Origin of the sequence: Pseudomonas sp. B40(2017) (assembly GCF_002112855.1) — a bacterium.
In the GTDB taxonomy this organism is placed as follows: Bacteria; Pseudomonadota; Gammaproteobacteria; order Pseudomonadales; family Pseudomonadaceae; genus Aquipseudomonas; species Aquipseudomonas pharyngis.
This window is the reverse complement of the sequence record NZ_NEIT01000003.1, coordinates 573644-589372: the sequence shown is the minus strand read 5'-3', so window position 1 is coordinate 589372 and position 15729 is coordinate 573644. Positions and strand designations below refer to the sequence as shown.

The window sequence follows — 15729 nt, the reverse complement described above, 5'->3', positions numbered from 1 at the left end:
GTCCTCTCAGGAAATCAGTTTTTCAAGTTCATCTGCTGATAAACGATTGAGAGCCTCCAAGGATTTAGCCAAAACATCATGAACGGGCTGCAAATCGGGTTGCAGAGCTTGTACGGCGTCGCTGAAAGCCGCCAGATCGGCACTGGCGAACAGGCTGGCCAACGGCACGTCGAAGCCCAGCAACTCGCGCAGACGCAGGGCCACCTGGGTGGCCAGCAAGGAATGGCCACCGAGTTCGAAGAAATTGTCCGTCAGGCCGACCCGCTCCAGTTTCAAGACGTCGGCCCAGACCCCGGCGATCTGCTGTTGCAGTTCACTTTCGGGCGCCACATAGCTGTTTTGCAGCAGGCTGGCGTCCGGTTGTGGCAGGGCCTTGCGGTCAAGCTTGCCGTTGGCGGTCAGCGGCAGGCTGTCGAGCAGCAACAGGTGCGCCGGCACCATGTAATCCGGCAGGTTGTGCTTGAGCGCCTGGCGCAGGAGCTCACGCCACTGGCCCTGTTGGTCGAGTTCGACCGACTGATCGGCCACCAGATACGCCACCAGCTGCACGCCGCCGGCGCCTGGCTGATCCAGCACCACGGCCTGACGGATTTGCGGCAGTGCCAACAGTTGCGCCTCGATTTCACCCAGCTCGATCCGGAAACCACGGATCTTCACCTGATGGTCGATGCGCCCGGCGTACTCGATCCGGCCATCGGCGCGATAGCGCGCCAGGTCACCGGTGCGATACAGCCGCGCACCGTCGCCCCCGAACGGGTTGGGCACGAAACGCAAGGCGCTGAGGTCGGCACGCTTGAGATAACCGCGTGCCAGCCCGGCGCCGCTGACGTGCAACTCGCCGATGCAGCCCTTGGCCACCGGTTTCAGGTCGGCGTCGAGCACGTACCAGCCCAGGTCCGGGATCGGCTCGCCCAGCGGGCTGCCGGCGTCCTGTTCGAGATCGGCCAGGGTCAACGGACGGTAAGTCACATGAACCGTGGTTTCGGTGATGCCGTACATGTTGATCAGCTGTGGCGCGGTATCGCCGAAGCGTTCGAACCATTGGCGCAGGCTGCGTACTTCCAGCGCTTCACCGCCAAACACCACGTAACGCAACGACAGTTGCGGATCCTGGGGCGCGTCGCAAGCGACCTGCATCAGTTGCTTGAATGCCGACGGCGTCTGGTTGAGCACGGTGATGCGCTCACGGCACAGCAGCGCATGGAACTCCTGCGGCGAGCGGCTGACGCTGTGCGGCACGATCACCAGGCGCCCGCCATGCAGCAGTGCGCCGAAGATTTCCCAGACCGAGAAGTCAAACGCGTAGGAGTGGAACAGCGTCCAGCGATCCTCGGCACCGAAGCTGAACCAAGGCTCTGTTGCCTCGAACAGGCGCAGCACGTTGTCGTGAGCCAGCAGCGTACCTTTCGGTTTGCCGGTGGAGCCCGAGGTGTAGATCACGTAAGCGAGGCTGGCGCTGTCGGCCCAGACCTGCGGGTCGGTTGCCAACTGATCCTGCCAGCGGCTGTCATCACCCAACAGCAGGGTTTCAACGCTCTCGGCAACCTCCAGGTGATCGAGCACACCCGGCTGCATCAGCAGCAGGGCAATGCCGCTGTCCTCGATCATGTACTGCAGACGTTCGGCCGGGTACTGCGGATCCAGCGGCAGGTAAGCCCCGCCAGCCTTGAGGATGGCGACCAGGCCGACGATCATTTCGATGGATCGCTCGGCAGCCAGACCCACCAGCACATCGGCACCGACACCCCGCGCGATCAGGGCATGAGCCAGACGGTTGGCACGGGCGTTGAGTTCGCCGTAGCTCAATTGCTCCTCGCCCAGACTCACGGCAATCGCCTGCGGTGCGCGACGCACCTGTGCTTCGATCAGCTGTGACAGGGTGCGGGTTTGGGCAAAGGTGGCTGGCGCACGGTTCCAGTCGTGCAGCGTCGCCTGTTGTTGTGCGGCATCGAACAGGCTCAGATCGGCCAGCAGACGTTGCGCGGGCGAGTCGGCCATTTGCTGCAACAGGTGCTGCAAGTGGCCGGCGATCTGCTCGATCTGCGCAGCGCTGAAATGCTGCCGGGCATAGGCCAATTGCAACGACAGGCTGTCGCTCAGGTCCACCAGCACCGTCAACGGCAGGTTGGTCTGTTCCTGGCTGCGTGCCTGGTCGAAACGCAAGCCTTGCGGCGCACCGTTGTTCAACGCCTCCGACACCGGGTAGTTCTCGAACACCAGCAGGCTGTCGAACAAGCCTTCGCCGCGTTGCCCGGACCAGCGCTGAATGTCTGCCAGTGGCGTGTATTCGAATTCGCGCATGGCCAGGTTCAGCGCCTGCACCGTTTGCAGCCACTCACCGAGGGATTGCTCGACACGCGGGGTGGCGATCACCGGCAAGGTGTTGATGAACAAACCGATCTGTTGCTCGACACCTGGCAGCTCGGCCGGACGCCCGGCGACCGTAGCGCCGAACGCCACGGTCGGTTGCCCGGTGTAACGCTGCAACAGCAACAACCAGGCGGCCTGCACCACGGTATTGAGGGTGACCTTGTGCTGACGGGCGAACGCCCCCAGACGTTGAGTCTGCTCACGGTCCAGCCAACGGGTCTGCTGGTCGTAACCGCTCTGCCCGGCGGTCGCCAGCGTATCGAGGCAGCTGCGGGCCAGGTGGGTCGGCTCATCCAGGTCGGCCAGACGCTCAGTCCAGAATCGCTCGCTGGCCTGACCGTCCTGACGCTGCAGCCAGCCAATGTAATCGCCATAACGGCCCACCGGCGCGGCCGGGGTTTCACCGGCGTAGCGCTGCATCACTTCGCCGAGCAACTGCGAGTTGCTCCAGCCGTCCATGAGAATGTGATGGCTGGTGTAGATCATCTCAAAGCGGTCATCGTCAGTGCGGACCAGCACCAGACGCAGCAGGGGTGCCTGCAACAGGTCGAAGCCTTGTTGCAGTTGCTCCTGTGCCAGCACGTCGAGTGCTCCCGCAAGGTCAGCGCGACCGCGCCAGTCATGCAGGCTGAACGGCAACTCGGCCTGACGCTGGACGATTTGCAGCGGCTGCTCCTGCTCGGAAATCCACACAAAACGCGTGCGCAGAATCCCATGGCGATCAACGGCGCCCTGCCAGGCCTGACGCAGACGCTCGGGATCGAGGCCTTCGACGCTGACGCGCATCTGGTTGATGTAATCCCCCGAACCCTGTTCGTACAGGCTGTGGAACAACATGCCCTGTTGCATCGGCGACAGCGGGTAGATGTCTTCGACCTCGGCACCGGCGTCCGGCAAGGCATCGAGCTGTTGCTGGTCGAGCGGCGCCAACGGGAAGTCCGACGGCGTGACGCCGGCGTTCTGTGCAGCGCAGCAATGCTCGATCAGCGCCGCCAGTTCGATCGCGTACTCATCGGCCAGACGCTGAATGGTGGCTTCATCGAACATCTCGCGGCTGAACGTCCAGCCCAGACTCAACTCGCCCGCGTAAACCTGACCATTGAGTTCCAGCCAGTTGCCCAGTGGCGCCAACGGGCTCTGTTCGTCCCCGGCCTTTTCGCGGGCCGGGGCGAACAGCGCGCCGTCATCGAACTGGCGGTCGAATTGTCCGAGGTAGTTGAACGTGATGCGCGGTGTCGGCAGCGCCGCCAGCTCACGGCGGGTCGCTTCATCACCGAAGTAACGCAGCACGCCGAAGCCCAGGCCCTTGCCGGGAATCGCCCGCAACTGTTCCTTGATCTGCTTGATCGAACCGTCGACCGACGCAGTCGGGGTCAGGCGCACCGGGAACAGACTGGTGAACCAGCCGACGCTGCGACTCAGGTCAAGGTCGTCGAACAGGTCTTCACGACCGTGCCCTTCCAGCTGAATCAAGGTCGAGGCCTGCCCCGTCCAGCGGCAGATGACTCGGGCCAGCGCGGTCATCAGCAAGTCATTGACCTGAGTGCGATACGCCGCCGGCGCCTGTTGCAGCAGTTGTCGGGTCAGCGCTTGATCGAGGCGCGTCTGTACGGTGTGCGCATCGCGGTTTTGCAGACTGGCCTGCGGATTGATGCACGGCAGGTCGACCGGCGCATCGGCCAGTTGCGTACGCCACAGTTCAAGTTCACCCGCGAGTCGTGGCGCGTGCTGTTGCAAACGTTCTGCCCAATGCTTGAAGGCGCTGGTCTTGGCCGGCAGAACCAGGGGCTTGCCGTCGATGCGCTGCTGATAAGCGCTTTGTAGATCTTCCAGCAGAATGCGCCAGGACACACCGTCCACCACCAGGTGGTGCACCGCCAGCAGCAAGCGTTGCGAACCATCGGCCAGGGTCACCAGCAAGCCACGCAACAGCGGGCCTTGCGCCAGGTCGAAGCTGCGCTGCGCCGCAAGGCAGGCGTCCTGCAATTGTTGTTCATCGCTGACCGAAGCCTGCATCAGCAGGTTGTGCCGAACCGTTGTTGCGTGGTGATTCGCGGTCCAGCCGTCGGTGGTTTCAGTGAACGACAGGCGCAAGGCATCGTGATGCTCGACCAACGCTTGCAAGGCTTGCTCAAGTGCGTCGGCCTCGATGCTGATGGCCGGCTTGAGCATCACCGACTGGTTCCAGTGGTGACGCTCGGCAATGTCCGTCGCGAAGAACCACTGCTGGAACGGCAGCAACGGCGTGGCGCCGCTGACCGGGCCCTGGTCGATCTGCCCCGCGCCATCGCCCAGCGTCGCCACCCCCGCCAGCGCCTGGACGGTCTGATACTGAAACAAGTCTTTGGGGGTAAAGCGGATGCCGGCCTGACGGGCACGGGCCACCACTTGAATCGAAATGATCGAATCGCCACCCAGTTCAAAGAAGTTATCGCCCAGCCCGACTCGCGGCAGCTTCAGTACATCGGCCCACACCGCAGCGATACGCTGCTCCAGCGCATTGCGCGGCGCGATGTATTCGGCCTTGCCCGCCCCCCATTCAGGTTTCGGCAGCGCCTTGCGATCCAGCTTGCCGTTGGGGCTCAACGGCATCTGCGCAAGATTCAGCCACTGATTGGGCACCATGTACTCCGGCAGTCCGGCGTGCAGATGCCGCATCAGGGCGTCGCGCCAGTCCGCGCTTTCTTCGTTCAACACCACGTAAGCGGTCAGCAGCTTGCCGTCGATCACCAGCACCGCCGCTTCACGGACGTTGCCATGCTCCAGCAGACGCGCTTCGATTTCACCGAGCTCGATACGCAAGCCGCGCAGCTTGACCTGATGGTCGATCCGGCCGGCGTATTCGATCACGCCGTCGGCGCGGTAACGCGCCAGGTCACCGGTGCGGTAGATCCGCTCGCCATCGCCATAGGGGCTGACGGCAAAACGTTCGGCGGTCAGCGCCGGACGCTGATGGTAGCCCCGCGCCAGACCGACACCCGCCAGGTACAACTCGCCGAGCACACCGGTCGGCACCGGTTCGAGGTTATCGTCAAGGATGTAGCAGCCGAGGTTGGCAATCGGCTGTCCGATCGGCACGCTGTCGCGGCCCTCCTCTACACACGTCCAGTGCGTGACGTCGATGGCGGCTTCCGTCGGGCCGTAAAGGTTATAAAGCCCGGCCGTTGGCAGTTTGGCGAAGACTTGCTGTTGCGCGTCCGCCGGCAGCGCTTCGCCGCTGCACACGATGCGTTGCAGGCTGGTGCACGTGGCAACGTCGGCGTCCTGCAGGAAGGCCTGCAACATCGACGGCACAAAGTGCAGCGTGGTGATGTGTTCGCGCTTGATCAACGCCACCAGTTTGGCTGGATCGCGGTGATCGCCCGGCGCTGCGACGACCAGCCGTGCGCCGGTCATCAGTGGCCAGAAGAACTCCCACACCGAAACGTCAAAGCTGAACGGCGTCTTCTGCAGCACGCTGTCGCCCGCGCCGATCTCATAGGCCTGTTGCATCCAGCACAGACGGTTGGTCAGGGCGATATGACGGTTGCCGGCACCTTTCGGTTTGCCGGTGGAGCCTGAGGTGTAAATCACATAGGCGAGGTTTTCACCGGTGACCGCCACGTCCGGATTGTGGCTGGCGAAGCCCTCCAGCGATGCTTCAAGCAACAGGGTTTGCACCTGCCCGTTCAATGGCAAGGCATCGAGCAGATGCGCCTGGGTCAGCAACAGCTGCACGCCGCTGTCTTCGATCATGTAGGCCAGGCGATCCTGCGGGTATTCCGGGTCGAGCGGCACGTAGGCGCCTCCGGCCTTGAGCACGGCCAACAGACCGACGACCATTTCCATCGACCGTTCGGCAGCGATGCCGACCAGGCTTTCAGGTCCGACACCCAGCGCCATCAGCTTGTGTGCCAACCGGTTGGCGCGGGCATTGAGCTGCGCGTAGCTCAGGCATTCATCGGCGAACTTCAGCGCTGCGGCGTCCGGGGTGCGCAGGACCTGTGCCTCGATCAGCTGCTGCACGCTCAGGTGTAACGGGTACTCGGTGGCGGTAGCGTTCCAGTCTTCGAGAATCCGTTGGCGTTCTTGCGCGGCGAGCATCGGCAACGCAGCGATCGATTGCTGCGGCGCTGCGACAATCGCCCGCAACAATGCCTGCCAGTGTTCGAACAGGCGCGCGATGGTTGCCGCTTCAAACAAGTCGCTGGCGTAGGTCAGGCTGACCATCAGCCCGGCAGCGGTTTCCGTGGTGTCCAGGGTCAAGTCGAACTGTGCGGTGGCGCTGTCCCACGGCAGGCCTTCGATGCGCAGATCCGCCACATCGGTGACCGGCGCGGCGTCACGCTGATGGTTGAACAGCACCTGGAACAACGGGCTGTGGCTGAGGCTGCGCTCCGGCGCCAGTGCTTCCACCAATTGCTCGAACGGCAGATCCTGATGCGCCTGGGCGCCCATTGCAGCCTGACGGGTCTGCGCCAGCAGATCACGGAAACTCAGGTCGCCGGCAAACTGTGCGCGCATCACCTGGGTGTTGACGAAGAAGCCGATCAGGCCCTCGGTCTCGGCGCGATTGCGGTTGGCAATCGGCACGCCGACACGGATATCGTCCTGACCGCTGTAGCGGTGCAGCAGGGTCTGGAACGAGGCCAGCAAGAGCATGAACATCGTCACCCCCTCACGTCGGGCAAGCGCCTGCAACTGCGCGCTCAATGCAGATTCCAATGGCGCCTCCAGCCGCGCGCCACGGTAGCTCTGCACCGCCGGACGCGAACGGTCCAGCGGCAACTCCAGCACCGGTTGTTCGCCGCCAAGCTGGCCCACCCAATAATCGAGTTGACGCTGCCGCTCGCCCGCCTCCATCCACTGCCGTTGCCACTGCGCGAAATCGGCGTATTGCAGCGGCAGCGCGGCCAGTTCGAGCGGTTTTCCGGCGCGTTCTGCGGCATACATCGCCATCAGTTCGCGCACCATCACTTGCATCGACCAGCCGTCAGACACGATGTGGTGCTGGGTGATCACCAATACGTGATCATCCGCCGCCAACCGCAACAGACTGACGCGCAGCAGCGGCCCGTTCAGCAGATCGAACGGCTGACGAATCTGCGCCTGCACCCAGCTCGAAAGATTGTCCTCGGCGTCGAGGCTGTGCTGTTCAATCGTCAATTGGCCGTGCGCATGAACCACCTGCACAGTGCGCTCGTCGTCCTGGCGGAACGTGGTGCGCAACGGTTCGTGACGCGCCACCAGTTGATTGAAGCTGTTCTGCAACCCGACGATGTCCAGAGCACCGCGCAAGCGCAGCGCACTTGGAACGTGGTAAGCAGCACTGTCCGGCTCCAGCTGCCAGAGGAACCACTGCCGTTCCTGGGCATAAGACAACGCCAGTGCAGCACCGCGCTGCAGCGCCATCATCGGCACGCTTTCGCTGTGTTGCAGGGTGGCGCAGGCGGCGGCAAAGGCTTGCAGCGTCGGCTGCTCGAACAGGGTGCGCATCGGCACATCGAGTTTGAGCGTCTGGCGGACCCGGGAAATCACTTGAGTGGCCAGCAGCGAGTGACCGCCTCGCTCGAAGAAGTGATCGTTGAGCCCCACCGCGCCGGACTCCAGCACGGCTTCCCAGATCTGCGCCAGTTGCAGTTGCAGCAAGGTCTGCGGCGCTGCATAAACGCTCAGGTCCTGGCTCAGTTCGACGTTCGGCAGCGCGGTACGATCAAGTTTGCCATTGTTGTTCAACGGCAACGCGTCCAGCGACAGCAGGTGCGCCGGCACCATGTAATCAGGCAGCAGCTGTTGCAGCGAAGCCTTGAGCGAGTCCAACCACTGCGCCTGCGCGGTCGCAGGTTCGGTTCCTGTCTCGGGCACCACATAAGCCACCAGTTGCGCGCCACCCGGGAAATCCTGAGCGATCACCGCAGCGGCGCGCACGCCCTCCTGTGCTTGCAGGCAGGCTTCGATTTCACCCATTTCAATGCGCAAGCCACGGATCTTCACCTGGTGGTCGATACGCCCGGCGTACTCCAGATCAGCGTTTTCGTTGTAACGCGCCAGGTCGCCACTGCGATACAGCCGCGCCCCCGGCTCGGTGGCAAACGGGTCTGGCAGGAAACGTTCGGCGGTGAGGGCCGGACGATCGAAATACTGCTGCGCCAGACAGGCACTCGCGCCAATGCACAACTCGCCGACGCCACCGGCAGGCAGCAATTGCCCGGCGCTGTCGAGCACGTACAACGCGCGGCCGGGAATGGCCCGGCCAATCGGAATGCCGAAGCTGTCGCTGGCATCGCTCAAGCGGCAGTCGTGAACACTCGACACCACCGTCGCCTCGGTCGGCCCGTAGGTGTTGAGCAAGCGCACGTGGCTCAGTCCTGCTTCGTGCCACAGGCGCAGCCCTTCGACCGACATGGCTTCGCCGCCGACATGCACCTGACGCAACGCGCCCAGACCGGTGATGTTGCCGCCCGCGCATTCACGCGCCAGCAAGAACCAGTAGGCCGCCGGCAAGTCCGCCAGAGTCACGCCATGGTCGACGATCTCGTCCGCCAGTTGCACGACGTCCCAGAGTTCGTCGCCGCGCATGATCAGCGCCGCGCCGACACACAGCGGCGGGTAACACTGCTCGACAAAACCGTCGAAGCTGAAGGTCGCAAACTGCAGCACGCGATCATCGGCCGTGAGCGCCGAATACTCGGCACCGGTCTGGCAGAACTCGCGCAGCGCTGCGTGAGCAATCGCCACGCCTTTTGGCTGACCGGTGGAGCCCGAGGTGTAGATCACGTAGGCCAGGTCATCGGCCGTGGCGTGATTCAGTGGATCGCTGTCCGGATAAGCACCCAGCGTCTGGATGATGTCGCCCAGGTGCAAATACTCCAGGCCAGCCGCAAGCGGCACGTCTTGCAGGAGAGCGGATTCATCGAGCAGCAGATCGACACGGCTGTCTTCGATCATGTAGGCCAGACGCTGGGCCGGGTAGTTGGCATCAAGCGGCACGTACGCGGCGCCCGTCTTCAGCACTGCCAGCAGGCTGACGATCATTTGCGGGCCACGACGCAGCGCCAGGCCGACACGCTTGCCCGGCGCCGCACCGCTGGCCAGCAAACGGTGGGCGAGGCGATTCGCCTGGCGGTTCAGTTCGTCATAGCTCAGGCGCTGTTCACCGCACTGCACGGCCAGCGCCTGCGGTGTGGCTTTGGCCTGCGCGGCAATGCGTTCGTGCACCAGACCTGCATGCTGCAACTGCAACGCTGGCGGCTGACAGTGGGCGAGCATGGCGCGCGTGGTGGCGTCATCGAGCAGCGTCAGGTTGCCCAGGCAGCCTGTGGCATCGCTGATCAGTTGTTCAAGCAAGTGGCGCAGGTTGGCGCAGAGCCTGTGCACCTGGGCGGCGCTGAATCGTGCAGCGTCGTAGCTCATCTCCAGACTCAGCGTGGCACCGAGTTCGATACCCAGCGTCAGCGGATAGTGGGTGCGTTCATGGTTGTGCAGGTTGCCGAAGGTCAACCCGGCCGGAGCACCTTGTTTCAGCGCCTCGGCGACCGGGAAGTTTTCGAACACCAGCAGGCTGTCGAACAGCGCCGAGCCCTGATGCCCTGCCCAACCCTGAATGTCGTACAGCGGCACATGCTCGAACTCACGCAGGGCCAGGTTCTGCGCCTGCAGATCAGCCAGCCACTGGCCGACGCGGTGATCCGGGCGCGGGTTGCAAACCAGCGGCAGGGTGTTGATGAACAGCCCCAGTTGCTGCTCGATGCCCGGCAGCGGCGCCGAGCGACCAGCTACCGTGGCGCCGAACGCTACGCAGTCCTGTCCGGTGTAGCGTTGCAGCAGCAGGCTCCAGGCCGCTTGCAACAACGTGTTGAGGGTGACTTTCTGCTGACGGGCGAACTCGCCCAGACGCCGTGTTGCGGCTTCGTCGAGCACCTCGCGATGTTCGTCTGTGCCATGGCCGCCCACGGGTGGACGCAGGGTGTCGGCAAGCAGCGTCGGCGCCTGCAACGGGGCCAGCGCAGCATTCCAGAACGCCTTGCCGGCGCCTGCCGATTGCTGCTGCAACCAACCCATGTAATCGCGGTAATGCCCGACCGGCGCCGGCAGTGGGCGCCCGGCGGCGTAGTGGGAAATCACCTCGCCGAGCAACTGCGCATTACTCCAGCCGTCCATCAGGATGTGATGGCTGGTGTAGATCAAGTGCCAATGATCGGCGCCGGTGCGCACCAGTTTCAGGCGCAGCAACGGCGCGCAGTCGAGTTCGAAACCCTGCGCCCGCTCGGTCTCGGCCAGCGCATCGATGTCAGTGTTGTCCAGTATCTGCAGCGGCAGTTGCACCTCGCGGCTGATCACCTGATGGGCGCTGTCCAGGCCTTGCCAGTGGAAGCTGCTGCGCAGCACATCATGACGCGCCAGCGCCGCTTGCCAGGCACTGGCAAAACGCTGCGGATCAAGGCCCTGGATGTCCAGACGCATCTGGCTGATATAGGCCTCGGCCTGCGGTTCGTACAAGGTGTGGAACAACATGCCCTGCTGCATCGGCGACAGCGGATAGACATCTTCGATGACAGCGGCGGCGACCGGCAACGCATCCAGTTGCGCCTGGCTGAGGCGTGCCAACGGGAAGTCCGATGGCGTCGCTTGCGCGGTGTCGAGGGTGCAGCAGTGCTCGATCAGTGCCGTCAGTTCGGCGGCGTAGCGATCAGCCAGCCTTTGCACGGTGGCACTGTCGAACATCTGCGAACTGAAGCCCCAACTCAGACTCAATTCGCCGCCATAGACCTGGCCTTCGATCGTCAACCAGTTATCCAGCGGCGCCTGTGAATCCTGGGCGACACCGCCGGACTCGGTGGATGGCACCAGCAACGCCTGCTCATCGAACTGCCGGTCGAATTGCCCCAGATAGTTGAAGGTGATGCGCGGCGGCGGCAGCAACGCCAGCTCTTCACGCACCGACGGCGCTGCCAGATAACGCAGCACGCCGTAACCCAGACCTTTGTCCGGCACCGCACGCAGTTGTTCTTTGATCGCCTTGATCGAACCGTCGAGATCCTCGCTCGCCACCAGATTGACGGCGAACAGGCTGGTGAACCAGCCGATGCTGCGCGTCAGGTCGATGTCGTCGAACAGGTCTTCACGGCCATGGCCTTCGAGTTGAATCAAGGTGCCCGGCTGACCGCTCCAGCCACTGATGGTGCGCGCCAGTGCCGTCAGCAGCAGATCGTTGACCTGCGTGCGATACGCCGCCGGCGCCTGTTGCAGCAATTGGCGCGTGCGCTCGGCGTCCAGACGCCATTCGATCTTTTCCCCGAAGCGGTTTTGCAGGCTGCCTTCAGGGCGCTCGCACGGCAGATCCCGTGCGTCGTGGTGCTGGGCTTTCCAGTAAGCCAGTTGATCGTCGAAGCGCGAAGCCTCGGTGCTCAGGCGCGCCGTCCAGCTCTGGAACGCGCTGGTTTTGGCCGGCAATTGCACGCCACCGCCCGCCGCCAGCTGTTCGTAGGCTTGCTGCAGATCTTCCAGCAACACGCGCCACGACACGCCGTCCACCACCAGGTGATGGAGGATCAGCGACAGGCGCTGACTGCCATCGGCCATGGACACCAACACGGCACGCAACAACGGCCCGTTGGCCAGATCAAGACTGCGCTGGGCATCGTCGCAATGGGCGGTCAGTTGCTCGGTCGTCTCGGCCGTGCGCAGCCACAGCTCAGCGCGTTCGACCTGTGCGGCGTACGCTTGCTGCCAGCCTTCGGCGCCCTCGACAAAACGCAGGCGCAAGGCATCGTGATGATTGATCACATGGGTCAATGCGGCATCGAGCCACTGCGCATTCAGCGCCTCGCGCGGGGTCAGCAACAGGGACTGGTTCCAATGTTCACGCCGAGGCATCACCCGGCTGAAGAACTGCTGCTGGATCGGCCCCAACAAGGCCTCGCCCGTGGCCGGCGCCTGATCCACCGAACTGTGGTTGTCGAGGATCGCGACCAGCGCCAGACTGCGCACAGTCTGATACTGGAACAGATCGCGCGGGCTGATACGGATCCCGGCCTGCCGCGCGCGGCTGACCACTTGAATCGAAATGATCGAATCGCCGCCCAGCTCGAAAAAGTTGTCCTCCAGACCCACGCGTTGCAAACCGAGCACGTCTTCCCAGATCGCCGCCAGGGCTTTTTGCATGGCATCCTGCGGCGCGACAAAAGCTTGCTGCGGCGCGGCATCCGGCTGCGGCAAGGCTTTGCGATCGAGCTTGCCGTTGGCGGTGACCGGCAATTTGGCCAGCGTCATCAGGTAGGTCGGCACCATGAATTCCGGCAGGCTGCCGAGCAGCCACGCCTTGACGTCCTGTTGCCATTGTTCGTCTGCCTGAGCAGTTTCCAGCACCAGATAGCCGACCAGATGTTTGCCGCCCTGCACCAGCACCACGGCTTCACGCACCAGCGGATGCTGCATCAGGCGGGTTTCGATTTCACCCAGCTCGATACGCAAGCCACGCAGCTTGACCTGATGATCGAGACGCCCGAGGTATTCGATGACGCCGTCGGCACGTTGGCGTACCCGGTCACCGGTGCGGTACAGACGCGCGCCTTCGTGGAACGGGCACGGGACAAAACGCTCGGCGGTCAGCCCCGGGCGCTGGTGATAACTGCGCGCCAACCCTGCTCCGCCCAGGTACAGCTCACCCGCCACGCCGCTCGGCACCGGCATCAGTTCGGCGTCGAGCACATGGGTGCGCAGGTTGGCGATCGGCCGTCCGATCGGCACGCTGTCGGCACCTTCGTCGACACAGGTCCAGTGGGTGACGTCGATGGCCGCTTCGGTCGGGCCATACAGGTTATAGAGCCCGGCGTTCGGCAGCTTGGCAAACACCTGCAGTTGCGCGTCCAGCGGCAGTGCCTCGCCGCTGCAGACAATGCGTTTGAGGCCGACACAGGCCTCGACGCCCGGCTCATGAATGAACGCCTGCAACATCGACGGGACAAAGTGCAACGTGCTGATGCCGTAGTGGTTGATGGTCTCGATCAACAGCGATGGATCGCGGTGCGCGCCCGGCGCTGCCACGACCAGTCGGGCGCCGGTCAGCAGCGGCCAGAAAAACTCCCAGACCGACACGTCAAAACTGAACGGTGTCTTCTGCAGCACCGAATCGCTGGCATCCAGCCGGTAAGCCTCCTGCATCCAGCACAAACGGTTGACCAGCGCCGCATGACTGTTGCCGGCGCCTTTCGGTTTACCGGTGGAGCCGGAGGTGTAAATCACGTACGCGAGGTTTTGCGGATCGATGACCGCCTCGACACGGCCTTCGCTGTAGCGATCCAGCCATTCGGCTTCCTGATCAAGCGTAATGACGTTCACCCCGGCCGTTGGCAGCGACGCCAGCAACGCGCTCTGGGTCAGCAGCAAGGTAATGCCGCTGTCCTCGATCATGTAGGCCAGGCGCTCTTGCGGGTACTCCGGATCCAGCGGCACATAGGCGCCGCCGGCCTTGAGAATCGCCAAAAGGCCGATGACCATTTCCAGCGAACGCTCGACACAGATCCCCACCAGGCTGTCGGCCCGCACGCCTTGCTCACGCAGCAGATGGGCCAGTTGGTTGGCCCGCGCGTCGAGTTGCGCGTAGCTCAGGGTTTGTTCGCCGAACACCAGCGCCGGTGCATCCGGGGTGCGGGTCACCTGGGCTTCGATCAATTGATGAATGGGTTGCTCGGTGGGATAAACCGCTGTTGCACCGTTCCACGCATGCACCAGCGTGTACTGCTCATCCGCGTCCAGCAACGGCAGCTCGCCAATGCGTTGCGCAGGATCAGCGACCATGGCCTTGAGCAGACGCAACCAGTGGCGCGCCATGCGTTCGATGGTCGGCGCGTCGAACAGGTCGCTGGCGTAAGTCAGTGCGGCGTGCAGCTTGCCGCCCTTCTCGTAGGTGTCGAGTGTCAAGTCAAACTGAGTGGTGCGGCTTTGCCAGTCGAGGCTTTCGAGCACCAGGCCCGAGGCTGTGCCCAGGGCGGCGATATCGGCCACCTGCGGCTGGTGGTTGTACATCACCTGGAACAGCGGCGTGTGACTGAGGCTGCGCTCCAGTTTCAGTGCTTCGACCAGTTGCTCGAACGGCAGATCCTGATGCGCCTGGGCGCCGAGCGCCGTCTCTTTGACCGCCTGCAGCAACGCATCGACGCGCGTCTGGCCATCGACTTTTGTGCGCAGCACCTGGGTGTTGACGAAGAAACCGATCAGACCTTCGATCTCGGCGCGATTGCGGTTGGCAATCGGCACGCCGACACGGATATCGGTCTGCCCGGTGTAACGGTGCAGCAGCGCATTGAACGCGCCAAGCAACAACATGAACAACGTGACCTGATGCTGTTGCGCGGTGGCGCGCAACTGGTCGGCCAACTGGCCGTCGACGGCAAACTCATGGCGCGTGCCGCGATAGCTCGGCATGGCCGGACGCGAATGGTCCAGCGGCAGCTCCAGCACGGGATGCTCATCACCCAGTTGCGCCTGCCAATACTCCAGTTGCCGCGCTTGCTCGCCGGCCTCCAGCCAGCGACGCTGCCACAGGGCGTAATCGCTGTACTGAACCGGCAGGACTGCCAGCGCCGGTGGCTGGCCGGCGTCAAAGGCGTCGTAGCAACGGATGAATTCGTCGATCAGCACGTTCATCGACCAGCCATCGGAAACGATGTGGTGCAGGGTCAGCAGCAAGACGTGCTCCTGCTCGGCGAGCTTGAGCAAGGTGACTCGCAGCAACGGCCCGACCGCCAGATCGAACGGCAACACCGATTGCTGCTCGGCGGCACGAACAACCGCTTCCTCGCGTTCGGTGGCCGGCAGCGCAGTGAAATCTTCATGATGGATGTTCAAGGTCGCCGGGGCCGGCACTTGCAGCAGGCTGTCATCCGCCTGGCGCTGGAACACCGTGCGCAAGGTTTCATGTCGCGCCACCAGCGCAGCAAAGGCCTGCTCCAGCGCTGACAGATTCAGCCGCCCGGTCAAGCGTACCGCGCCCGGCAAGTTGTAGGCGCCGCTGTGCGGATCCAGTTGCCAGAGAAACCACATCCGTTGCTGCGCGTAAGACAACGCCTGGCGATCGTCGGCCTCGATCCCGGCGGGAATCGGGAAACGGGCGAAATCCACGCCCTCCTTTTGCAGGGCCGCGAGGAACATCTGGCGCTTTTCCAGGGGCAACCCGATAAACCGGCGAGCAAGTTTCAAGGAGTCTTCAGCATTCATTTCTTAGCATCCGGATCAGTAGGCAGGAAGCACAAAGGCACGTCGTCCCTATAAAACGAATGCACATCGGAAAAATTAGCGAATGAGAAGAACTATCAGGAGGGAAGCAGGCGGGAATTTTCAGACGGGCAGGAAACCCTGTGGGCGCGATCAGCTCGCTCA

Annotated in this window: 1 protein-coding gene; it reads right to left on the bottom strand. The window is 63.5% G+C overall.

What is annotated here, in order from left to right; all coding sequences use genetic code 11:
• Nucleotides 1–6: 6 nt before the first annotated feature.
• Nucleotides 7–15567, bottom strand: a complete 15561-nt coding sequence (locus CAF76_RS10085; RefSeq protein ID WP_085649017.1) for a non-ribosomal peptide synthetase — start codon at nucleotides 15565–15567, stop codon at nucleotides 7–9.
• Nucleotides 15568–15729: the final 162 nt, after the last annotated feature.

Bases quoted from the DNA above. Each gene is read 5' to 3' on its own strand.
- CAF76_RS10085 (WP_085649017.1), bottom strand. From the start codon at position 15,567: ATGAATGCTGAAGACTCCTTGAAACTTGCTCGCCGGTTTATCGGGTTG.